The following is a 22260-nucleotide window of genomic DNA, read 5'->3' on the forward strand; positions in this document are numbered from 1 at the left end:
CCTACGTCAGCATCCCGCCATCCACCTGTAGCACTTGCCCGGTGATGTAGCTCGAATCATCCGAAGCCAGAAACGCTGTAGCCTTCGCCACGTCCTCCGGCCGGCCGCCGCGTTTCAGGGGGATGGCTTTGCGCCACTCGTCTACCTGCTTGGGGTCGAGGGCATCGGTCATTTCGGTTTCGATGAAGCCGGGGGCCACGGCGTTGCAGCGGATGTTGCGCGAGCCCAGCTCCAGGGCCACCGACTTGGTGAAGCCGATGATGCCGGCCTTGCTGGCGGCGTAGTTGGCCTGTCCGGCGTTGCCCTTGATACCCACCACGCTGGTCATGTTGATGATGGAGCCGGATTTGGCGCGCATCATGGGTTTGGTGGCGGCTTTGGTGAGGTTGAACACGGACTTGAGGTTCACGTTCAGCACGTTGTCCCACTGCTGCTCGCTCATGCGCATCAGCAGGCCGTCCTGCGTGATGCCGGCGTTGTTGACGAGAATATCGAGCTTGCCGAAATCGGTCACCACGTCCTCAATCAGCTTTTCGGCCTGGGCGTAGTCGGAGGCGTCGGAGCGGTAGCCTTTCACCTTAGTACCGGCAGCCGATAGCTCGGTTTCGAGGGCCTGGCCTTTTTCAACCGAGGACAAATACGTGAAGGCGACATCGGCGCCGAGCTGGGCGAAATGCGCCGCGATGGCGCGGCCAATTCCTTTGGAAGCGCCCGTTACGAGGGCCACTTTTCCGGTGAGTGTGTTGGTCATGGGGCGAAGGTAAGTAGCGCGGACTTTGTAGTCCGCGTCCCCGCACCGCCTCGCCGGTTAGCGGATGGCGCGGGGACGCGGACTACAAAGTCCGCGCTACATCGCCCTAACTTCGCGCCACATTATGCCCCACTACGACATCTGCATCCTGGGCGCGGGCCCCGGCGGGGCCGCCGCCGCCCTGCACCTCGCCAACGCCGGCCAGCCCTGCCTGCTACTGGACCGTGCCGCCTTCCCGCGCGATAAAACCTGCGGCGATGCCCTCAGTGGCAAGGTCATCAACGAGTTGAAGCGCATTGAGCCCGGCCTGCACGCCAAGCTGGCCGCCTCCCCGCAGCAAATCCCCAGCTGGGGCATCGACTTCATCGCGCCCAACGGCCGCAAGCTCAGCATCCCCTTCAAGCCCAAATTCGACAAAGCCGCCGATGCTACCGCCGGCCACGTCGCCAAGCGCATCGATTTCGATAATTTCCTGGTCGAAGAAGTGCGGCAGCGTCCGGAAATCGACTTTCGCGAAAACGTGGACGTGGCCCGCACCGAGCGCACGCCCACCGGCTGGCAGCTTTTCAACAAAGCCGGCCAGGAAATCGCCACCTGCCGCCTGCTGCTGGTGGCCAACGGCGCGCAATCCGAGTTTGCCCGCAAAGTGGCCGGCCATGCCTTGGAACCCGACCACCACTGCGCCGGCCTGCGCACCTACTACGACGGCGTGAGCGGCATGAGCCCCGATAATTTCATCGAGCTGCACTTCATCAAGGATTTCCTGCCCGGCTACCTCTGGGTGTTTCCGCTGCCCAACGGCCAGGCCAACGTGGGCGTGGGCATGCTCTCGAAAACCGTGGCGGCCAAGAAAATCAACCTGCGCCAGCGCCTCGATGAGATTCTGGCCACGCACCCCACGTTGGCCCCGCGCTTTGCCGGGGCCACGCGGCTGGGCTCGGTGAAAGGCTTCGGCCTGCCGCTGGGCTCGAAGCGGCGGTCGCTGTCGGGGGCCGGCTACTGCCTGCTCGGCGATGCCGGCTCGCTCATCGACCCGTTTTCGGGCGAAGGTATTTCGCACGCCATGGTGAGCGGCCGGCATGCGGCCATATGGGCCGTGGAGGCGGTGAAAAAGCAGGATTTCAGCCCCGAATTTCTAAAGAATTACGACAAGGCCGTTTACAACCGCCTGTGGCAGGAGCTGCGTATCAGCACCGTTATGCAGCGGCTGCTGAATTTTCCCAGCCTGTTCAATATCGTGGCCAACCGCGCCGCCCGCAACCCCACGCTGGCCGCTACGCTCTCCATGATGTTCATGGATTTGGACCTGCGCGAGCAGCTGCGGAAACCGAGCTTCTACTTCAAGCTGGTATTTGGCGGGAAGTAGGCAAGTGGAGAAAGAACAAAAAAAGAACGTCATGCTGAGCGGAGCCGAAGCAGCTCTACCGCAATAGTAAATCCTTTCGATTGGATTACTTGCGCGGTAGAGCTGCTTCGGCTCCGCTCAGTATGACGTCCAGGCTTGGGTCGTCAGCTGACAATAAACCGGCGCTAGTGCTGGCCGGGCCGGGGGTGGTAGCCCGTGCCGGGGCGCGCCACCGGGGCCGGCTTGATGGGCGCTTTGCCCTCCTCATTGCCCACGTAGCGCTTCAGGCTTTTGGCGGCTTCGGGGTTCAGCGTGGCGGCTTTTTCGAGGTCGCGGCGGGCCTCGGAGAGCTTATCAAATGACGAGTAGCTGATGCCCCGGTACTCCCAGGCATCGGCGTAGGTCGAATCGAGCTGGATGGCTTTGGTGAAATCAATTACCGCCGACTTGTACTGGTACATCTGCATCTTGGCCACGCCCCGGCCGAAGTATGATTCCTTGTCATCGGCGCGGTACTTGATGGCGCCCGAAAAGTCGCTGGTCGCCGACTTGTACTGCTTCATCATCAGGTGGTTAACGCCTCGGTTGTAATAGGCATCGGGGTTGTTGCGCTGGTATTTGATGGCCGTGGCATAGTCGGGCAGCGCCTGCGCGTAGTCCTTGAGGTAGCTTTTAGCCTTGGCCCGCTGCAGGTAGGCAGCCGAGTTTTTGGGCTCTACTTTGATGATGGCATCGGCGTTGGCCAGCATGTTGCGGTAGTCGAGGGCCGTCATTTTCTTCTCCTTTTCACGCTCGGCCGAGGCAGCCGAGGCCGACAGCGCATTCGGGTCGGGCCGGTCGGCGGCCAGCGCAGCGGCCGAGGCTACGGCCGTGGCGGGCGTGGCGGCAATGCCATTGGCCTCGCCGGTGGTGCGGGCATCGGGGGCCGAAGTGGCCGCGCCGGTCGAGTCGGGCCGGCGGGCGTCGGAGGCCGCCGGCATGTTCATCAGCTGGCTGGTGTTGGACGGCTTTTCCTTCTCGGTAACGGTCGTAGCACAGTTGGTGAGGAAAGCCAGCAGCCCGAGCGCCGCCATAGAAGGGCGAAAATGTATTTTCATAATATGCGGAATATGTAGCGCCGGCAAGCTGTGCCGTAGCCCGGCATTATACGGGGCAATCAGAAAATTGGCTGCCGGCCCGGTCCGCGCCAAAATCTTGTTGGTAAGATTACCCATCGGCAACAACAATCCCGACGCGGCGCGGCGGCTATCTTTACGACTTATAATGGGTGGGCCCCCCAGCCGGGCCCGGTATACATTTATCTTTCGCAGCATTCTATGGCATTGCAATTTGATTTGGTCGTGGTCGGCAGCGGCCCTGGTGGGTACGTAGCTGCCATTCGGGCGTCGCAACTGGGTTTGAAAGTGGGCGTTATCGAGCGCGAGTCGCTGGGTGGCATTTGCCTCAACTGGGGCTGCATCCCCACCAAAGCCCTGCTCAAATCGGCGCAGGTGTTCGAGTACCTCAACCACGCCGCCGATTACGGCCTGAAGGCTGAAGGCATTGGCTACGACTTCGGAGCCGTTATCGGCCGCAGCCGGGGCGTGGCCGACGGCATGAGCAAGGGCATCACCTTTCTGTTCAAAAAAAATAAAATCGAAACCGTGATGGGCACCGGCAAAGTGCTGGGCCCCGGCAAGGTGGAGGTGACCAGGGCCGACGGCAGCAAGGAAATGGTGGAAGCCAAATCCATCATTCTGGCCACCGGCACCCGCGCCCGCCAGCTGCCCACCATGCCCATCGATGACGTAAAAATCATTGGCTACCGCAAGGCCATGACCCTGGAGCAGCTGCCCAAGCGCCTTGTGGTGGTGGGTTCCGGTGCCATCGGGGTCGAGTTTGCCTACTTCTACCGCACCATGGGCTCGGAGGTGACGCTGGTGGAGTTTCTGCCCCGCATTGTGCCCGTGGAAGACGAAGAGATTTCGCGCCAGATGGAGAAGTCGTTCCGCAAAATCGGTGTCAACGTGCTCACCAGCGCCGAAGTAACCAACGTGGACACCAGCGGCGCCGGCTGCCACGTCACCATCAAAACCGCCAAGGGCGAGCAGGTAATTGAGTGCGACGTGGTGCTGAGCGCCGTGGGCGTGACCACCAACCTCGAAAACATCGGCATCGAGGAGCTGGGCATCAAGGTAGAGCGCGGCCGCCTGGTGGTCGATGACTTCTACCAGACCAACGTGCCCGGCATCTACGCCATCGGCGACATCGTGCCCGGCCCCGCGCTGGCCCACGTCGCCTCGGCCGAGGGCATTATCTGCGTGGAGAAAATCGCGGGCCATCACCCCGAGCCGCTCAACTACCAGAACATCCCCGGCTGTACCTACGCCTCGCCCGAAATTGCCAGCGTGGGCTACACCGAAGCCGAAGCCAAAGCCAAAGGCTACGACGTGCTGGTGGGCAAGTTCCCCTTCTCGGCCTCGGGTAAAGCCAGCGCCGCCGGTGCCAAAGATGGCTTCGTAAAAGTCATCTTCGACAAGAAGTACGGCGAGTGGCTCGGTGCCCACATGATTGGCATGAACGTGACCGAACTGATTGCCGAAGTAGTGGTGGCCCGCAAGCTGGAAACCACCGGCATGGAAATCATCAAGTCCGTGCACCCGCACCCCACCATGTCGGAAGCCATTATGGAAGCCGCTGCGGCTGCTTATGGCGAAGTGATTCACTTGTAGTTTTTTAGATTCTTACGAAGCAACGAGGCCCGGCTGATTCAGCCGGGCCTCGTTGCTTCGTAAGTTGCTGTCAACTGTCAAGTAATTCCTGACAGTTGTGCAATGCGTAACTAAAATGCAGTTGGTAAGAAATCCTTACTAACTGCCAAGGAAAAGCAGTTGTCCGGAAATACTGGATAACTGCCAGCGATGTATTCAGTTGTCAATGCACTGGTGGCCCTCACGCTGCTCATCGCCGAGAGCAAGCCCGAAGACAAGGCCACGATGGTGACCCTGCTGGTGAATCTGATTAACCAGGACAATTAGCTCAGGCACCAGGTCGGGAAAATCCCGAATTCCGGGGGACCTTTGTCGAACCGCGCCAAACGTTTTTCAGCGCTTGGCGGGTTCGGCAGCTTTCTCCACCGTCATCTATCCCATGCGTGTCCTTCACACCGCCGACTGGCACCTCGGCCAGCACTTTCTCACCGGCCAGGAGCGCACCACCGAGCAGCAGGCTTTCCTCGACTGGCTACTGCTGACCGTGCAGGCCCAGGGCATTGAGGTGCTGGTGGTGGCCGGCGATATTTTCGATACCCAAACGCCCTCCTACACGGCGCAGGAGCTATATTATACCTTCCTGGTGAAGATGCAGGCCACCGGCTGCCGCGACATCGTGGTGGTGGGCGGCAACCACGACTCGCCTACCATGCTCAACGCCTCGCGGCAGCTGCTGCGGCAGCTGCGCATCCACGTAGTAGGCGGCGTGCCCACCGACCCGGCCGAGCAAATCCTGCACCTGAACGCGGCCGACGGCCGGCCGGGGCTGGTGGTGTGCGCCGTGCCCTTCCTGCGCGACCGCGATATCCGCCTGGCCGTGGCCGGCGAAACGCCCGACGACCGCCAACTCCGCATCCGCCAGAGCATTGCCGACCACTACGCCGCCCTGGCCGACCACGAGTCGGTGCTGCGCCAGCGCGAGCAGAATGTGCCCGTGCTGGCTACCGGCCATCTCTACGCGGCTGGCGGCGAGGCCCGCGAAGGGGCCGAGCGCGACGTGCACATCGGCGGGTTGGGCCTGATTGGGGCCGAGCACTTTCCGGCCGCATTCGACTACGTGGCCCTGGGCCACCTGCACCGCCCGCAGGTGGTGGGCGGGCGGGCACACATCCGCTACTCGGGCTCGCCGGTGCCGCTGTCCTTCACCGAAGCCGATGATAAGCAGCAGGTGCTGCTACTGGAATTCAACGGGGCTGGTGCGCCGGCCATCACCAGTATTCCGGTGCCCGTGGCGCGGCGCTTGCAGCGCTTCCACGGCACGCTGGAGGAGGTGGAGGCCGATATTCTGGCTTTCGATAATGCCGCATTTCCGTTGGTGGCCTGGGCCGATGTGCTGGTGCGCTCCGACGAAACCCCCGCCGAAGTGCAGCGCCGTGTGCAGGCCGTGCTGCAGCTGCAAAAAGCCCAGGTGCTGGCCCCGCGCGGCGTGCGCCACCAGCGCGCCACCGATGCCGCCGACCTGGCCGAAAGCACGATACCACTGGCCCTACTGCACGAATTGACCGTGGATGAGGTGTTTGGCCGGCGCGTAGCCAGTCTGCCGCCCGAGCGGGCCGCCCTGCTCACGGCCACCTTTGGCGAGCTGCGCCAGCTTCTGGCCGAAGCCGACCCGCTGGCCTGGGGCGGCACGGCCGAATAAGGCCGGCGTAGTGACGTTTCGGCGGTACTTTTGGCCTTCACATTCATTCTACTCATGAAAAAGATACTACTGCCTGCCCTCGGCCTCGCTTTCCTGCTGGGTACCACCACGGAATCCTGTGCCCAGGCCAACCTCATCCACGGCATTACGGCGGGCATTGGACTGGCCCGCATGGCGGCCAACAAAAAAGACGCTTCGGCGGCCAAAAAAGATGCCCCAGCTGCCGCCACGAGCACCTACCGGGGCCAGGTGTTTCCGATGCAGCGCACGCCGGCCGACCAGCTGCCCAAAAAAGGGGCCGAGCAGGTGACCGAGGTTGAAACCCAGCTCGACCGCTTTCACACGGCGCTGCTGGCCGACTCGGCCAGCGCCCTGTGCACGCCCGAGCAGCGCACGGCCATCCAGACCGCGCTGGTGGGCCTGGCCCGCGCCCAGTCGCGCTGGGACCTGCAGCCCTACCAGCAGGAGGCCACGTTTTACCTGGCGGAAGATGCCCGCCGCCAAAAAGCGGCCTTCACCAAATAGCCCGGCGCTTGCCGGTACCCCGTTTTCCGCCCGCCGCCGCCCGCTTACTGCCGGTGGCGGCGGGCGTAATTTTATGCTATGAAAATTATCAGCGTCCGCTTCGCTAACCTGAACTCGCTGCCCGGTCCGTTTCTCATTCGCTTCGATGAAACGCCGCTAGCCGACACGGGGCTTTTCGCCATCACCGGCCCTACCGGCGCGGGCAAAAGCACGCTGCTCGATGCCATTGCCGTGGGCCTCTACGGCCGCGTGCCGCGCCACGACCGCCAGGTGGGCGAGATGGTGAGCCGCCACGCCAAAGACGCTTTTTCGGAGGTTGAGTTTGAAGTGCACGAAACCAATCCCGATACCGGTGTGGTGGACCGCGTGCGCTACCGCTCGCGCTGGGAGGTGAAGCGCAAAGTGCGCGGCGACGACAAAGGCGCCCTCAATGCCGACGCTATGACGCTGGTTATGAGTCCCTCCAACGTGGCCGTTATCAGCGGCAAGGAGGCGGTGCCGAAGCGGGTGGGGGAGTTGTCGGGGCTGGATTTCGGGCAGTTCGAGCAGTCGGTGCTGCTGAGCCAGGGCAAATTTGCGCGCTTCCTGCATGCGCCGGAGAAGGAGCGGAGCGCCCTGCTGGAAAAGATGACCAACGTGGGCATCTACTCGCGGCTGTCGGTGGCGGCGTTTGAGAAGGCGAAGGAGGAGGAGCTGAAAACCAAGCTGCTGCGCGCCAAGCTGGATGCCACCAGGTTGCTGACGGACGAGGAGCGGGCGGCGCTGGAAACCCAGCTCGATGTGCTGCACCAGCAGGCCGAATGGCACCACCTGGAGCAGCAGGAGCTGACGGTGTGCCTGACCTGGCGCACCATCCTCGACCAGCTGGATAAGCAGCTATCCGAAACCGAACGCGAAGCCGAGCGCCTGCGCCGCCACGACGAAACCCTGCAACCCGAGTTTGCCCGGCTGGCCGGCCACGTCCGCGCCGCCGCCGTGGATAAGCCGCTGGAGCTGGCTGCTGCCGCCGAAAAGGAAGTCACCAGCGACGAAACCCAGCTGCGCGAACTGGCCGAAGCCCTTCCCCGCCTGCGCCTGGCCGCCGATGCTGCCACCACTGCCCACACCGCCGCCCACGCCACCCACGCCACCGCGCTGGCCGATGAAAACCGCCTGCGCCCCCTGCTCAGCAAAGCGCAGCAGCAGGATGCTGAGATTGCCGCCGCCCAGCATCAGCTCGATTTGAAGCGCGAAGCCCACGGCCAAAGCCGGAAGGCTTACGACCAGGCCGAAGCCGCCCTTAGCAGCGAGACGCAGCAGATTGAAGCCCTGCAAACCCGCAACGCGGCCCTGGACCACTGGCTCATCGAGCACAGCGTTGAAATCGACCTGAAAAACCAGGTGCTGGCGCTAGACCGCGAAATCATCGACCTGCAAAACGCGCAAAAGGAAATCGCCACCCGCGAAGCCAGCCGCGCCGAGTTGCGCAAAAGTCAGGACCAGACGGCCCTCGACCTGCGCCGCCAGCGCGGCCTCGAAACCGAGGCCCAGGCCCGCCAGCAGGCCATCAAGGACGAAGGCCAGCCCTGCCGCACCGAGCGCGATGCCCTGCTGGCCGGCACAACGGCCGCCGCCCTGGCCCAGCGCGCCGACGACCTCACCGCCCATCGGCAAGCCCTGCAACAGCTGTTGCCCAAAGCCGAAGCCGCCCACGAGTACCAGACCCGCGCCGAGGCCCTGACCGCTGAAATCGACCAGCAGGCCCCGGCCCTCGCTACGGCCGAAACAGCCGCCGCTCACCTCGAAACCCGCCGTGCCGACGGCCAGAAGCTGCTCGACAGCTACCGCCGCGAGCTGCGCGCCCAGCAGGCCCTGGCTGACCTCAACGCCCACCGCCAGCACCTGGAGGCTGGCCAGCCCTGTCCGCTGTGCGGCGCGCTGGAACACGCCTTCGCCCCCGATTTTACGGCTGAAGCCGATGCCCAGGAGTTACGCGTGACCCAGCAGGAGCAGACCCTGGCTGCCCTCGACGAAGAGCTGCGCCACGCTACCACGGCCCTCACCCGCCACCAGACCGAGCAGCGCCAGCGCCAGCGGCTGCACCAGGAAGCCGTCACCGCCGCCGACACCGCCCGCCAGCAAGCCGCAGCGCTCGGGGCGGCGCTGGTGCCCGCGCCCGCTCAGCTGGCCGACCCGTCTGCGGTGCGTGCGCTGCTGGAAGCAGCTGCTGGTGAGCAGGATGCTGCCGTTGCTGCCCGCCGCCGCCTGGCCGTGCTCGATGAAAAGCTGGCCGAGCTGCGCGAAAAATACCTGCAGGCCGGCGAGGCCATCACCGCCGCGCAGCGCGAAATTCCGCGCCTGCTGGACCGGCAAGCGACCACCGAGGCAGACTTAACCCGGCTGGCTGATGAGTTGGTATACTGGCAGGAGCAGGCCGGGATTTTCCAAAGCTCGATTCGGTATTTCCTGCAGCCGCACAAGTTGGAGCTGCCCGCCCGGCCGCCCTACGACGGCCTGCTGGCCACGCTGCGGGAGCGAGCCGACCACTACGAAGCCCAGGTTACCACGCTCAGCGAGCTGGGAAAACAGCTGCTGGAAAAAACCAGCCAGCGCAATGCCAATAAGCAGGCCCTGAAGCAGCAGGAAACCCAACTTGCCGCCGCCGCCGCTGTCTTAGTGGCCGACCAAGAAGTGCTGCAACTGCAGCAGCAAGCCCGCCAGCGCACCTACACCGGCCCCAACCCCGCTACCGAAGCCGAGCAGCTCCGCCAGAATACCCTGCGGTTGGCCACTGCCCAGCAGCTCAGCCAAAACCAGCTGGCCGACCAGCAGAAAGCCCTCGAAATTCAGCAGAATCGGCGCGATGGCCTGCAAACCCAGCTGGCCACGCACCACGCGGCCCACACGCTGCGCCAGGCCGAGCTCACCGCCGCCCTGGCCACCGCGGGCCTCGCCACCGCCGCCGAAGCCCGCGCCCTGCTGCTACCCGCCGCCGAGGCCCAGCGCCTCCAGCAGGTGCGTCAGGAGCACCTCACCAACCAGACTGCCGCTGCCCGCCGCCTCGCCGACCTCACCGCCGAGCTCAGCCACCACGCCGAGGCGGGCCTCACGCCGCATTCGGCGCCCGAGCTCACGGCCCAGCTCAACACCCTTTCGGCCGCCGATGACATTCTGCAGCAGAAGCTGGGGGCCGTGGGCAACCAGCTGAAGCTGGACGACGACGCCCGCACCCAGCAGGCCGCCGGCTTGCAGGAACTGTTGCTGCGCCAGCAGGAAGAGCAGCGCTGGCAGGACCTCAGCGACCAAATCGGCTCGGCGCGGGGCGACAAGTTCAGCCAGTTTGCCCAAGGGCTCACGCTCACGCACCTGGCGCGGCTGGCCAACCTGCGCCTGCGCCAGCTCACCGGCCGCTATACCATCCTCAAAACGCCCAACCGCAACCTGGAGCTGCAAATTATCGACCACGACCAGGCCGATACCGTGCGCCCCATGGCCTCGCTCTCGGGCGGCGAAAGCTTCCTGGTGAGCCTGGCCCTGGCGCTGGGCCTGAGCGAATTGGCCGGCCACAAAGCCCGCATCGAGTCACTATTTATTGACGAGGGCTTCGGTACCCTCGACCCCGAAGCCCTGAACACAGCCCTCGACGCGCTGGAGCGCCTGCAGCATTCGGGCAAGATGATTGGCATCATCTCCCACGTTTCCGACCTCAAGGACCGCATCGGCACCCAGATTCGGGTGCGGCCCGGCGCGGGCGGCAACAGCTCGGTGCACCTGGTAGACGTGCGCGGCGAAGAAACCGACTGCGCGGTGTAATTGTACCGTGGACTCTGCGAGTCCGCGCGTGGGAACGGTCAAACTCGCGGACTCGCAGAGTCCACGGTCGCTAAACAGCCTTCACTTCAGCCCAACTCCAGTAGCTCTTCGCCTCAACCCCGGCATACCCCGCCCGGAAAAACGCCACTACCTCCCGCTCCAGCACCTCCGGCGCGATGGACGACGCATAAATTGGCCGGCCGTCGGGGTCGGCGTAGCGCTCGGCTTTGCTGAGCTTTCGGCCGGTGAGGCGCAGCAGCGGGCCGGTATCGGTAATTCCGTCGGCGGCCCAGGTTTTGCCACTGGTTTCCAGCGCGTTGAGTTGGGCTGCGAGTGGGGCCAGCGGCAGGCGCGGTAGGGTAGGGCGGCTGGCCAGGTCAATCCAAGTCGTGTATTTGTATTCGAGCTCGTAGCGGTTGCCTTCGTACTGGCTCAGCACGATGTCGTAGCCGGCGGTGGGGCCGAACAGGGCGTAGTAGGGCAGCGGCGCGGGCGTGCGCACCACGGCCAGTCCGATTTCGGGGTAGTCCTGCCGCGTGGTTTGGTGGCTCCGAATAATGGCCGCCGCCCGCTGCACCCGGTCGTATTCGGGCTGCCAGGCGGCGCGGCCGGTTGCCAGGTTTTCCAGCACTGCGGCGAAGTGGGGCAGAAACCAGTCAAATTTCTCCGCCGAGGCCTCATCCTCGCGCCGGCGCCGGGCGGGCGCACCGAACGGCTCGTAGAATCGAGCCTTTTCTTCGGCATTCAGCCAGCACACCAGCTTTAGTGCATCATCAGCCAGCGGGTGGGCCAGGTCGATTTCGCGGAAGTCGCCCAGCACGGCCACCATGCGCAGTAGTTCTTCGTGCTTCATTGCCAGCCCTTTATTCAGCAGGCTCCATACGCCGATAAAGCCGTCGATATCAAAATGATTGGCCGTGACAGCTGCTGCCTCCAGGCCCGGCGTGGTGGGCTGGTGCAGCGCCCGCAGGGCCGAGCCGGCGCTGGTGTCGTCGCGCAGGGCTGGGGGCGTGGCCGCCCCGCGCCAGTGCGCCAGCGTGAGCACGGCCCCAAGGCCCACACTATCCACCACAATAGTAGGCTGCTGCCGAAGCTGCGCGAAAGGCACGAAATAGCGGTTCATCCGGCAAAGCTCCGTCAAAAATGCCGGGCGGGGCAATCCCGCCTACCGCCGCCCGCGCCGGTTGCTGATGCGCTCCACGCGCTGCCTCCGAATCCAGCGCAGGTAGGTTTGCAGCTCTTCGGCCGCCCGCAGCGCTTCCACCGAAGAATATTGCCGGGCCAGGGCGCGGTTGCTCAGAAAGCGGTGCACGCTGCTGTGGCAGGGCTGGCACAAGTCCACGGTGGGGCCGTACTTGCCGCCTTCTTCGCGCGGAACGAGGTGGTGGCGCGAGGTCGATTGCACCTCCCGCTCGCAGAGGCCGCAGCGGTGGCCGGTCGGGGCCGACATTGAATTATTGGGTGGCCATGAGACGGACCGCGAGCGTGGCCTGGGCATTGCGCAGATAGTAGTCAAGCTTGAACAGTTTGTCTTAAACCCCAACAGGATTCGCCCGCTGCAAGTTGCGGATTCGTTATCGGCGTACTATCTTAGCCAGTAATGTGCGGTGGTTTTGCATATTACTACCCGTTCTGTTCAGCCGCGTTTCACCATTTTTCTCCAAATCTTTTAACCGTGATGATAACTGTACCCTCATTTTTACAGCTCAAACAGTGGCCGCTGGCCGGCTGGCTGGGCGGTGCGCTGATGATGTTGCTGCTGCTGGGGCCGGCCCCGGCTGCCCACGCGCAAACCTGGATGGTGAGTACTACCGCCCAAATCAAGCTGGGCATCCTGGATAAATACGGCCAGCTTGGTCCTTACACGGCCAATTTTATTGTGCATAGCGAAAAAACCGGCAAAGACTATCTGCTGGTGAAGGAGTTGGCCAAAGGCCAGACCGGTGTAGACGTGCTTTTTCCCACCGACCCCTCCGACCCCGAATATTTCAAGGCTGAAACCGGGGAAGCAGCCAGCGCCATCCCCGGCCGCTACACCTGGGAATGCCGCGTGAAGGGCCTGAAAGCCGTGGGTGGCCGGTTCATGATTCCCGAAGTGGCCAATGATATGACGATTATTAACAAGTAGCTGAGCCGGTTCCGACCGCAAAATTCAAAAGCCCGGCCCCGCGCCGGGCTTTTTGCGTTATAGTCAGGTCAGAAGTCCTGAATTCTCGCTTAACCGTTACGCATCATGCCTCGCAAGTCTTTTCCCGAACTCATCAATAGCCCCGGAATGCCGGTGCTGGTCGATTTTTTTGCCACCTGGTGCGGCCCCTGCAAAACCATGGCCCCCATTCTGGAGCAGGTGGCGGCTCAGCACGGCGGCAAGGTGCGCATCATTAAAATTGATGTGGACCGCAACCAGGCCGTGGCCCAGCAATACCGCGTGCAGAGCATTCCCACGCTGATTCTGTTTCATCAGGGGCAGCCGGTGTGGCGGCAGGCGGGCGTGGTGCCGGCCACCCAGATTGCGCAGGCTTTGCAGCCGTTCGTGGGCAAGTAGGCCGGGCGCGCGCGGGCGCTAAACTATCCGGCGGATGCCGGCGTTGGGGAGGACGCTACCTTTGTGCGCTCTCCCATTGCTACCGTATGATTTTTAGATTTTCCCGGCGTTACTACTTATTACTGTTCATATTGGGACTGGCCTGGCCCCGGGCCGGCTGGTCCCAGACGGCGGCGCGGTTCACCATCAGCGGCACGGTGCGCGGCGGGCGGGGCGAAACCCTGCCCGGCGCCAGCGTGGCCGTGCCCGCCCTCGGAACTGGCGTGGCGGCCGACTCGCTCGGCCACTATTCGCTGAGCTTGCCGGCGGGCCGCCATCAGCTGGTCATCGCCTTTATCGGCTACCAGCCAATCACCCGCGAGGTGACTTTGACTAAAAACCAGCGCCTCAGCCTCAACCTCGAAGAAAGCGGCAACGAGCTGGGCGAAGTGGTGGTGGAGGGCACCGTGACCCTGGCGCAGAAGCTCAAAACCACGCAAATGGGCGTCGAGCACCTCAGCATCAACGAGGCCAAGTTGCTGCCGGCCTTGTTTGGCGAGGTCGATATTCTGAAAACGCTGCAATTAAAGCCCGGGGTGCAGAGTGGGGGCGAGGGCACCAGCGGCCTGTTTGTGCGCGGCGGCTCGGCCGACCAGAACCTGGTGCTGGTTGATAACACGTTGGTGTACAACCCCAATCACTTGTTCGGGCTGTTTTCGGTTTTTAACTCCGATGCCGTCCAGAGCGTGGACCTCTACAAATCGGGTTTCCCGGCGCAGTTTGGCGGGCGGCTGTCGTCGGTGGTAGATGTGAAGCTGCGCGAGGGCGACCGTCAGCACTACGTGGCCACCGGCGGCGTGGGCTTGATTTCGTCGCGCCTTACCTACGAGGGGCCAATTAATAAGGGCAAAGGTTCGTTCATCGTGAGTGGGCGGCGCACGTACTTCGACATTTTCACGCGGGCGCTCAACAAGGCCAACGAGGGCAAGGAGGACTACAGCCCCATTCCCGACTACTATTTCTATGACCTCAACGCCAAGGCCAATTATACCCTCGGCGAGAAAGACCAGGTGTTTCTAACCGGCTATCTGGGCCGCGACATCTTCGGCTTCAGCAGCCCGAACGGCTTCAAATTCAGCTTCCAGTGGGGCAATACCCTCGGCTCGCTGCGCTGGAACCACACTTTTTCGCCCAAGCTGTTCGTGAATACTACCGTGTCGGTGTCGGATTACAAATACACGCTTACCAACCAGTTGGCCAACGTGTTCAGCTTCAACCTGGGCTCGCAAATCACGGACTACACCGGGCGCACCGACTTCGAGTACATGCCCAACGACCGGCACCAGATTAAGACCGGGGCCATGTTTACGCAGCACCACTTCGGCGTGGGCCGCCTCAGCGCCAGCACCGGCGATGGCCGCCTCGACATCGGTTCCGACGTGCGGTACGATGCCCTCGATGGGGCCGTTTACGCCTCCGATAATTACAAGGCCACCGACAAGCTCCAGCTCGAAGGCGGCCTGCGCCTGACCGGTTTCCGCAGCGGCACCAACCAGTACGGCGGCCTGGAGCCCCGCGCCGCCGCCCGCTACGCCCTGAACGATAAGACGTCGTTCAAGCTCAACTACGCCATGATGTACCAGTACGTGCACCTGGTCACGAATTCGGGCGCGTCGCTGCCCACTGATATCTGGTACCCCTCGCGGCTGTCGGTGAAGCCGCAGCAGTCGCAGCAGGTGAGCGGGGGGGCAAGCTTCCTGCTGGGCGGTGGCAAGTACTTGCTCACCAATGAGGTGTATTATAAGTGGGGCCGCAATCAGGTCGATTTTCGGGATGGCGCGCAGCTGTTCGTGAACCCCGATTTGGACCAGGAATTCATTTTCGGTAAGAGCTGGGCCTATGGCAACGAGCTTTATCTGGAGAAGAAAACCGGCAAAACCACCGGCTGGATTGGCTACACCCTGGCCTGGAGCTGGCGCAATTTTCAGCCCCAGAATGGCACCAATGGCGTGAACGGCGGCCAGGATTTCCACCCCAACTACGACCGCCGCCACAATTTGACTGTGGTAGTAATACACAAGCTCAATACCCGTATCAGCCTCACAGCCAGCTTTATTTATACCTCGGGTAACCTGACCACGCTGCCGCTGGGCCGGTTTGGGGTGCAGGATATTCCGGGCTCCAGCGTAGGCATCGACCCGCGCCCGGTGCCCGTGTACCCCGACCGCAATTCCTACCGCCTCATCCCGTACCACCGCCTCGACCTCGGCGTGGTGTACAAAATCGGCGCCCGGCGCGACCAGGACCTCACCCTGAGCATCTACAACGCCTATAACCGTCGCAACGCCTACTTCGTGTTTTTTGATACCGTGAAGGACAATGCCAGCGGCCGCACCACGGGCTTCCAGGCTAAGCAGGTGTCGCTGTTTCCGGTCATCCCGTCGCTGACGTATAATTTCCGCTTCTGACCACGGATTAGCGCGGATTTTAGCGGATTCCACGGATTTTGTGGACGGTATTGCAGGGTTTTTTTATGAGTGTTTTTAACAGCATTTTTTATGAAAAGGAAGATGAACCGGCTTGTTTTTGGTAGTGTCCTGCTGGTGCTGGCCGGTTGCGGCAAGCTGCAAAACGACATCAACGTGCCGCTGCCGGCTTTCTCATCCGATTTGGTGGTGGAATGCTACCTGCAGCCGGGCAAGGTGCCGGAGCTGGTTGTCACCACGTCGGTGCCCTACATCAGCGTCGTGCTGCCGCAGGTGCCCACCGATGTCACCGTTACGCTCACCATGCCCAACGGCACGCTGGTGCCGCTGGCCTTCAACCCCAATTACCGGGCGCTGGTTGACACCACTTCGGGCGTGAAATTCCACTCCCACATCGGCCGCGACCCGCTGGTGGCCAAAGCCGGCGACGTATTCAAGCTCGACGTGGTGGACACCAAAGGCCGCCACGCCACCGCCACCACCACCATGCTGGCCCCCGTGCCCATCGACTCGGTGAGCTACCAGTTCAACGACAAAACCGGCTCCGAGCGCAAGGCCCTTTTCCTCACCAGCTTCCGCGACCCGGCCCCGCTCGACGACTGTTACCGCCTGCAGCTGCACAAGGGCAACCCCGCCAAGGGAGCCCTGCTCAAAAGCCCGGAAATGGACATGTCGGTAGAAGACCGGCTGCTCAACGGCCAGGAATTCGTGCTGGGCACCAGCTATCGCTTCCACCCCGGCGATACCGTTACGGCCACGCTCTACCACACCGAGCGGGCCATGTACCGCTTCCGGCAATCGGTGCGCGACGCGCGCCAGGCCAACGGCAACCCCTTTGCTCAGCCGTCCGCCATTTATGGCAACGTGCAGGGCGGCATCGGCATCTTCGGCGTGCTGAGCGGCGCCACCGCCCAGAAGATTATAGCGAAATAAGGACTTGTAGCATATGCTTCAGCTTGTGCCGGTAAGTGACCGGCCGTTCAACGACGCACAAGCTGAAGCATGTGCTACAAGCTACAAGCCCGCCACCACGGCCTTTATCAGGGCTGTGAGGCGGGGCTCGGCCGCGCCGGCGGCAGCGAAAATGTCGGCCAGCACCACGGGCTTGAGGTGGCCGGGGGCGCACAAATCGGTGATGACCGACACGGCCAGCACCGGCAGGCCCAGGTGGCGGGCAGCTATCACCTCCGGCACCGTGCTCATGCCCACGGCATCGGCCCCGATGGTGCGCAGGTAGCGGTATTCGGCGGGGGTTTCGAGCATGGGGCCGGGCACGCTGGCGTACACGCCGCGCCGGGTGGTGCCGGCCTGCCCCAGCGCCTGGGCGGCGGCTTCGGCCCGGCGGAGCAGGTCGGCATCGTAGGGCGCGAACATATCCGGGAAGCGCGGACCCATTTCGTCGAGGTTGGCCCCGATGAGCGGGTTGCCGGGTTGCAGGTTGATGTGGTCGTCAATTAGCATCAAATCAGCAAGATTGAAATCGGGGTTGAGGCCGCCGGCGGCGTTGCTCACCAGTAGGCGGGCAATGCCCAGCAGCTTGAGCACGCGCACGGGTATGGCCACCTGCTGCATGGTGTAGCCCTCGTAGTAGTGGAAACGGCCTTGCAGCACGGCTACTTTTTTGCCGCCCATGCGGCCCAGCAGCAGCCGGCCGGCGTGGCTTTCCACGGTGCTGAGGGGGAAATGCGGGATGTCAGCGTAGTTGATTTCGTATTCAACGTCGACTTCATTCGCCAGCGCGCCCAGCCCGGTACCGAGGATGATGCCCGTTTCGGGCTGGAAGGCCTGGGAGCTGGCTTTGATGTAGGCGGCGGCTTCTTGGAGGTGTTGGAGCATTGGTGGGGTAGGAAAAAAACGGTCATCCTGAGCATAGCGAAGGACCTTCTCACGGCTGAACAAAGTATTCTGGCGTGATAAGGTCCTTCGCTGCGCTCAGGATGACAGCCGAGTCAGGATGACAAATGATGAAATAAACTACTGGATATCCAGCGAATACGGCAGGCGGGCCTGCACGCCGCGCATCTGCATCAGTTGCTGGTACTGGGCGTAGGCGGGGTACAGCGGCCCCAGCTCGGTCTTGATGGCGCGGGTTTTGGCCGCATCGTCGTCGCTGAACATGGAAATGAAGCCTTCCAGCGCCGATTTCTGGCGGGGCAGGCGCTGCACGTAATAGTCGTCGGCTTTGAGGTGGGCGCGGGCGGCGGCAATGTTGAGCGCGTCCTGGTAGTCGCCGAGTACGTCCACGAGGCCGTTGTTTTTGGCTTCGAGGCCGCTCCAGACGCGGCCCGAGGCCAGGCGGCGCAGGCGCTCCAGGGGCATATGGCGGCCCAGGGCGGCCTTGCTGGTAAAGTCGGCGTAGATGCGGTTCACCTCCTCCTGCAAAGTGCGCTTCTCGAAGTCGGTGAGCGGGCGCGTGATGGTGGGCAGGTCCGAGAACTTGCCCGTCGTCACGCGGTCCACGGTGATGCCCAGCTTGTCGGCCAGCAGCGGCTGGATGTTGGGCAGCACGCCAAACACGCCAATGGAGCCCGTAATCGTGTTCGGGTGGGCCACGATGGTATCGCAGGCCATGGCAATGTAGTAGCCGCCGGAAGCCGCCACGTCGCTCATGCTGGCGATAATCGGCTTCACCTTTTTGGTTAGCAGCACTTCGCGGTAGATGATGTCCGAGGCCAGCGACGAGCCGCCCGGCGAGTTGATGCGCAGCACCACGGCCTTCACTTTCTCATCGAGCCGGGCCTTGCGGATGGCTTCGGCAAACTTGGTGCTGCCGATGTTATCGTCGGAGCCCTTGCCGGTCACGATGTCGCCCTCGGCGTAAATCACGGCAATGCGGTTGCTGGTGCTGCTGCTCACGCGCGCCTCCGCGTCGCCGTTGTTGACGTAGTCGGAGAGGCTCACCAGGCTGGGCTTTTTGTCTTTGGCCACACCCAGCTTGCCGCGCATATAATCCTGCACCTCATCGAAGTAGCCGATTTTGGTGACGAGCTTCAGGCGCAGGGCATCGGGGGCGTTGTGCACCAGCATCGAGTCGGAAATTACCTTGAGGCGGGCCGGGGCGATGCCCCGGGTTTTGGCCACCTCGCCAATCATATAGCCGTTGATGGAGTTCAGGAACGACACGGTCTGGTAGCGGGCCGAATCGGAGAAGTTCTCGCGGAAAAACGGCTCGACGGCACTTTTGAAGGAGCCCACCCGAAAAATATAGGGCTCGATGCCGGCCTTTTCGAAGAGGCGCTTGTAGAACATCACCTCTGTACTCAGGCCGTTGAATTCGAGCGTGCCCTGCGGGTTGAGGTAGATTTCATTGGCCATCGAAGAGAGGTAGAAGCTCTTTTCGGAGGCAATTTCATGGTAGGCTACCACGAATTTGCCGCTCTTTTTGAAGTCGAGCAGCGCGTTGCGCACTTCCTCCAGCGAAGCCATGCCGCCCTGCACAATGCCCAGGTTCAGCAGAATGCCCTTGATGTCGTCGTCGCCCTTGGCCCGGTAGATGGCCTCCTTCAGCTCAACCAGCCCGGTGCTGCCGCCCCCGCCCAGCCCGCCGAAACGGCCTTCGCGCCCGCGCTCATTGAGCGGGTCATTCAGCTTGAGCTCCAGCACCGAGTTGGCGGTGGTTTGCTTCGGGCCTTTGGAGCTGTTCACCGTGGCCCCGATGAAGATGGCCACCCCCACAAAACATAAGAACCCAAACGCAGCCAGCCCCACGATGGTAGCTAGCACATATTTCAAAAATTGTCGCATGAGACCACAGATTTAACGAATTGAACGGATTTTTTGTGGTTCCGTGCCACTCAGATTGTCTAATCAGCTGGCAAGTTACACGCGGCTGTATCGTTTGGCCTTCGTGGGCTGGCTGTGGACTGGCGCGAGTTTAGCGCAGCGTAACTCGTGACCGTTATTGTGGGGGAGGCTGCGCCTCCCTGCCGCGCCAGCGGCAAGCCATGTTCGCACCGTTCAGGCTAGCCGTTCTGATGTGAGGCAGAGCCTCGCCCGATAAGCAGTCACGAGTTACGCTGCGCTAAACTCGCGCCGGTTGCGGGCCTATAACGCTAATATCCGTATTTCTCGCCCCACCAGCCGCGCAGGCGTTCCTGAATTTTGGCCTCGCTGGCGTTCAGGCCCGGGGCGTAGAAGCGGGTGCCGCTCAGGGCGTCGGGCAGAAACTCCTGGGCCTCAAAATTGCCCTCTCCGTTGTGCGAGTAGGCGTATTCCTGGCCGTAGCCGAGCTGCTTGAGCAGGCGGGTGGGGGCGTTGCGCAGGGGCACCGGTACGGGGTACACGCCATTGGCCTTCACCTCGGCCTGCGCCGCGCGGATGGCCATGTAGGCGGCGTTGCTCTTGGGTGAGGTGGCGAGGTAGATGACGGTTTGGGCGAGAATCAAATCCGATTCGGGCAGGCCGATGACGGTGCAGGCCTGGAAGCAGCTGGTGGCCAGCATCAGGGCGTTGGGGTTGGCATTGCCGATGTCCTCGGAGGCCAGGATGAGCATGCGGCGGGCGATGAATTTCACGTCTTCGCCGCCTTCCAGCATCACGGCCAGGTAGTAGAGCGCGGCGTTGGGGTCGGAGCCGCGCATGGACTTGATGAAGGCCGAAATCACGTCGTAGTGCATTTCGCCGCCCTTGTCGTAGCGGGCCAGTGGGCGCTGGGCCACGGTTTGCACCACGGCATCGGTGATTTCGATGACGCCTTTTTTGTTGGGCGGCGTGCTTTGGACTACGATTTCTAAGAGGTTGAGCAGCTTGCGGGCATCGCCTCCGCTGAGGGCCAGCAGGGCGTGGTCTTCCTTCAGCACCACCTTTTTCTGCTTGAGCGCTGCATCCTCGGTCAGAGCTTTTTGCACCAGTCCGCGCAGGGTGTCCGCACTCAGCGCCTCCAGCACATACACTTGGCAGCGCGAGAGTAGGGCCGGGATGACTTCAAAGGAAGGATTTTCCGTAGTGGCCCCAATGAGCGTGACGGTGCCGTGCTCCACCGCGCCCAGCAGCGCATCCTGCTGCGCCTTGCTGAAACGGTGTATTTCATCGATAAACAACACCGTTCCGCGCTGCCGCCTGGCCTTTTCAATCACGTCGCGCACGTCCTTCACGCCGGCATTGATGGCGCTCAGGGCTGAGAATGGCTGTTTCAGCTCCGAGGCCAGCAGGTGGGCCAGGGTGGTTTTGCCCACGCCCGGCGGACCCCATAGGATGAGGCTGGGCAGACGCCCGGAATTCAAATAGCGGCGCAGCACGCCGGTTTCGCCCACCAGGTGCTGCTGGCCGGCGTAGTCGGCTAGGCGGCGGGGGCGCTGGCGCTCGGCCAGTGGCGCATCGGGGCCGGGCGCGGCGGCGGGGGTGAAGGCGGTGGGTTCGTCGTCGGGGAAGAGATTCATGGTGCGGTAAGCTTTAGCTTGCCGTATCGGTAACAAGCCCGGCAAAGTTCGGTTGAATCACCGCAGCTTGCTTTGCTTTGTACGTAATGTCAAGCTAAAGCTTACCTCACTTTATGTCCAATCAATTCCGCGTCCACGCGGCCCTTTTCTTCGTCACGGTCATTTACGCGGCCAATTATTCCCTGTCGAAAGACGTGATGCCGCAGTACATGACCCCCTTTGGCATCGTCACGCTGCGGGTGCTGGGGGCGTCGAGCTTCTTCGCCCTCATCAAATACTTCGTGGCCCCGCAGGACAAAATCATCGGTTGGGCCGACAACTGGCGCTCCATTATCTGTGGCGTGTGCGGCATTGGGGTCAATCAACTGCTGTTTTTTTCGGGGCTGAACCTGACTTCGCCCATCAGCGCCTCGCTGCTGCAAACCATCGCACCCATTGTGGTAGTCATCGCCTCGGCTGTTTTATTGAGCGAGAAAATCACCGTGCCGCGTGCGCTGGGCATTGCGGTGGGGGCAGTGGGCGCAGCCTCGCTCATCCTCAGCCGCAACGCGCAGGCGGCCATCTACCCGCACGCCACGCTGGGCAACCTGTTCATCCTGGCCAATGCCACGGTTTTTGGCCTCTACCTGGTACTGGTGCAGCCGTTGATGCGCAAGTATCACGCCTTCACGGTGTTGGCGCGGGTGTTTCTGGTGGGGGCCATCGTGGCGGTGCCCTTCGGCTGGCGCGAGGCGCTGGGTACCAATTATGCCAGCTTTCCGCTCAAAATCTGGCTCGAAGTGGGTTACATGGTAGTTTTTCTCACCATTGTGGCCTATTTGCTCAATAACTGGGCGCTGAAATATGCCTCGCCGGCCCTGCTGGGCGTCTACATTTATTTGCAGCCGGTGTTGGCGGTGCTCTTCGCCGTGGCCCTGGGCAAAGACCATCTCACCTGGAGCAAGGCTGGGCAGGCCATGCTCATTTTCGTGGGCGTGTGGCTGGTGAGCCAGAAGCCCAAAGGCGCACCAGCCGCGGCCGTGGTGCCGGAAACGGTGATGGACTGAGTGGGGGGAGCGAGCGTTTCATAA

The 22260-nt window shown here is 62.7% G+C and carries 17 protein-coding genes; 10 read left to right on the plus strand and 7 right to left on the minus strand.

Annotated elements, in window-relative coordinates:
• Nucleotide 1: 1 nt before the first annotated feature.
• Nucleotides 2-751 carry a 3-oxoacyl-[acyl-carrier-protein] reductase gene (fabG, locus tag KQ659_RS08055; RefSeq protein WP_216689257.1) on the minus strand — a complete coding sequence of 250 codons (750 nt, stop codon included), beginning with the start codon at nucleotides 749-751 and terminating at the stop codon, nucleotides 2-4.
• Between the two features lie 124 nt (nucleotides 752-875).
• On the opposite strand from fabG, the gene KQ659_RS08060 reads away from it, so the two are divergent.
• Nucleotides 876-2117: an NAD(P)/FAD-dependent oxidoreductase gene (locus KQ659_RS08060; protein ID WP_216689256.1), complete on the plus strand. Its 1242-nt coding sequence runs from the start codon at nucleotides 876-878 to the stop codon at nucleotides 2115-2117.
• 164 nt (nucleotides 2118-2281) lie between these two features.
• Here KQ659_RS08060 and KQ659_RS08065 read toward each other — a convergent pair whose 3' ends face one another.
• Nucleotides 2282-3193 (minus strand): tetratricopeptide repeat protein, encoded by a 912-nt coding sequence (locus KQ659_RS08065; RefSeq protein WP_216689255.1) that lies wholly within the window; start codon nucleotides 3191-3193, stop codon nucleotides 2282-2284.
• A gap of 219 nt (nucleotides 3194-3412) precedes the next feature.
• On the opposite strand from KQ659_RS08065, the gene lpdA reads away from it, so the two are divergent.
• The 4 genes from lpdA to KQ659_RS08085 all read left to right on the plus strand — a co-directional run bounded on the left by lpdA (nucleotide 3413) and on the right by KQ659_RS08085 (nucleotide 10802).
• Nucleotides 3413-4807 (plus strand): dihydrolipoyl dehydrogenase, encoded by a 1395-nt coding sequence (lpdA, locus tag KQ659_RS08070; protein ID WP_216689254.1) that lies wholly within the window; start codon nucleotides 3413-3415, stop codon nucleotides 4805-4807.
• 418 nt (nucleotides 4808-5225) lie between these two features.
• Entirely contained in the window at nucleotides 5226-6485 is a 1260-nt protein-coding gene (gene sbcD, locus KQ659_RS08075) for an exonuclease subunit SbcD (protein WP_216689253.1), read from the plus strand.
• 54 nt (nucleotides 6486-6539) lie between these two features.
• Entirely contained in the window at nucleotides 6540-7010 is a 471-nt protein-coding gene (locus KQ659_RS08080; RefSeq protein ID WP_216689252.1) for a hypothetical protein, read from the plus strand.
• 78 nt (nucleotides 7011-7088) lie between these two features.
• Nucleotides 7089-10802, plus strand: coding sequence for an AAA family ATPase (locus KQ659_RS08085; RefSeq protein WP_216689251.1), 3714 nt, complete (start codon nucleotides 7089-7091; stop codon nucleotides 10800-10802).
• A gap of 70 nt (nucleotides 10803-10872) precedes the next feature.
• Here the strand turns inward: KQ659_RS08085 and KQ659_RS08090 are convergent, their stop codons facing one another.
• Both KQ659_RS08090 and KQ659_RS08095 read right to left on the minus strand, forming a co-directional pair.
• On the minus strand, nucleotides 10873-11925 hold the full coding sequence (locus KQ659_RS08090; RefSeq protein ID WP_216689250.1) for a DUF6687 family protein: 1053 nt from the start codon (nucleotides 11923-11925) through the stop codon (nucleotides 10873-10875).
• A 42-nt stretch (nucleotides 11926-11967) separates the two neighbouring features.
• Nucleotides 11968-12252, minus strand: coding sequence for an HNH endonuclease (locus KQ659_RS08095; RefSeq protein ID WP_216689249.1), 285 nt, complete (start codon nucleotides 12250-12252; stop codon nucleotides 11968-11970).
• Between the two features lie 228 nt (nucleotides 12253-12480).
• Here KQ659_RS08095 and KQ659_RS08100 point away from each other — a divergent pair, with 228 nt between their 5' ends.
• From KQ659_RS08100 to KQ659_RS08115, 4 genes are all read left to right on the plus strand, one after another.
• The gene (locus KQ659_RS08100) at nucleotides 12481-12930 is read left to right on the plus strand and encodes a hypothetical protein (RefSeq protein WP_216689248.1); all 450 of its coding nucleotides are present in this window, start codon (nucleotides 12481-12483) and stop codon (nucleotides 12928-12930) included.
• A 105-nt stretch (nucleotides 12931-13035) separates the two neighbouring features.
• Entirely contained in the window at nucleotides 13036-13347 is a 312-nt protein-coding gene (gene trxA, locus KQ659_RS08105) for a thioredoxin (protein ID WP_168674075.1), read from the plus strand.
• An 86-nt stretch (nucleotides 13348-13433) separates the two neighbouring features.
• Nucleotides 13434-15794, plus strand: a complete 2361-nt coding sequence (locus KQ659_RS08110; protein WP_216689247.1) for a TonB-dependent receptor — start codon at nucleotides 13434-13436, stop codon at nucleotides 15792-15794.
• 102 nt (nucleotides 15795-15896) lie between these two features.
• Nucleotides 15897-16745 carry a DUF4249 domain-containing protein gene (locus KQ659_RS08115; RefSeq protein WP_216689246.1) on the plus strand — a complete coding sequence of 283 codons (849 nt, stop codon included), beginning with the start codon at nucleotides 15897-15899 and terminating at the stop codon, nucleotides 16743-16745.
• 81 nt (nucleotides 16746-16826) lie between these two features.
• Here KQ659_RS08115 and KQ659_RS08120 read toward each other — a convergent pair whose 3' ends face one another.
• The 3 genes from KQ659_RS08120 to KQ659_RS08130 form a co-directional block, all read right to left on the minus strand.
• Nucleotides 16827-17648: a purine-nucleoside phosphorylase gene (locus KQ659_RS08120; RefSeq protein ID WP_216689245.1), complete on the minus strand. Its 822-nt coding sequence runs from the start codon at nucleotides 17646-17648 to the stop codon at nucleotides 16827-16829.
• Between the two features lie 138 nt (nucleotides 17649-17786).
• The gene (gene sppA, locus KQ659_RS08125; protein ID WP_332875062.1) at nucleotides 17787-19535 is read right to left on the minus strand and encodes a signal peptide peptidase SppA; all 1749 of its coding nucleotides are present in this window, start codon (nucleotides 19533-19535) and stop codon (nucleotides 17787-17789) included.
• A 329-nt stretch (nucleotides 19536-19864) separates the two neighbouring features.
• Nucleotides 19865-21190, minus strand: a complete 1326-nt coding sequence (locus tag KQ659_RS08130; protein WP_216689243.1) for a replication-associated recombination protein A — start codon at nucleotides 21188-21190, stop codon at nucleotides 19865-19867.
• 113 nt (nucleotides 21191-21303) lie between these two features.
• On the opposite strand from KQ659_RS08130, the gene KQ659_RS08135 reads away from it, so the two are divergent.
• Nucleotides 21304-22236, plus strand: coding sequence for a DMT family transporter (locus KQ659_RS08135; RefSeq protein WP_216689242.1), 933 nt, complete (start codon nucleotides 21304-21306; stop codon nucleotides 22234-22236).
• Nucleotides 22237-22260 lie beyond the last annotated feature (24 nt).

The sequence above is a fragment of the Hymenobacter siberiensis genome (genome assembly GCF_018967865.2).
In the GTDB taxonomy this organism is placed as follows: Bacteria; Bacteroidota; Bacteroidia; order Cytophagales; family Hymenobacteraceae; genus Hymenobacter; species Hymenobacter siberiensis.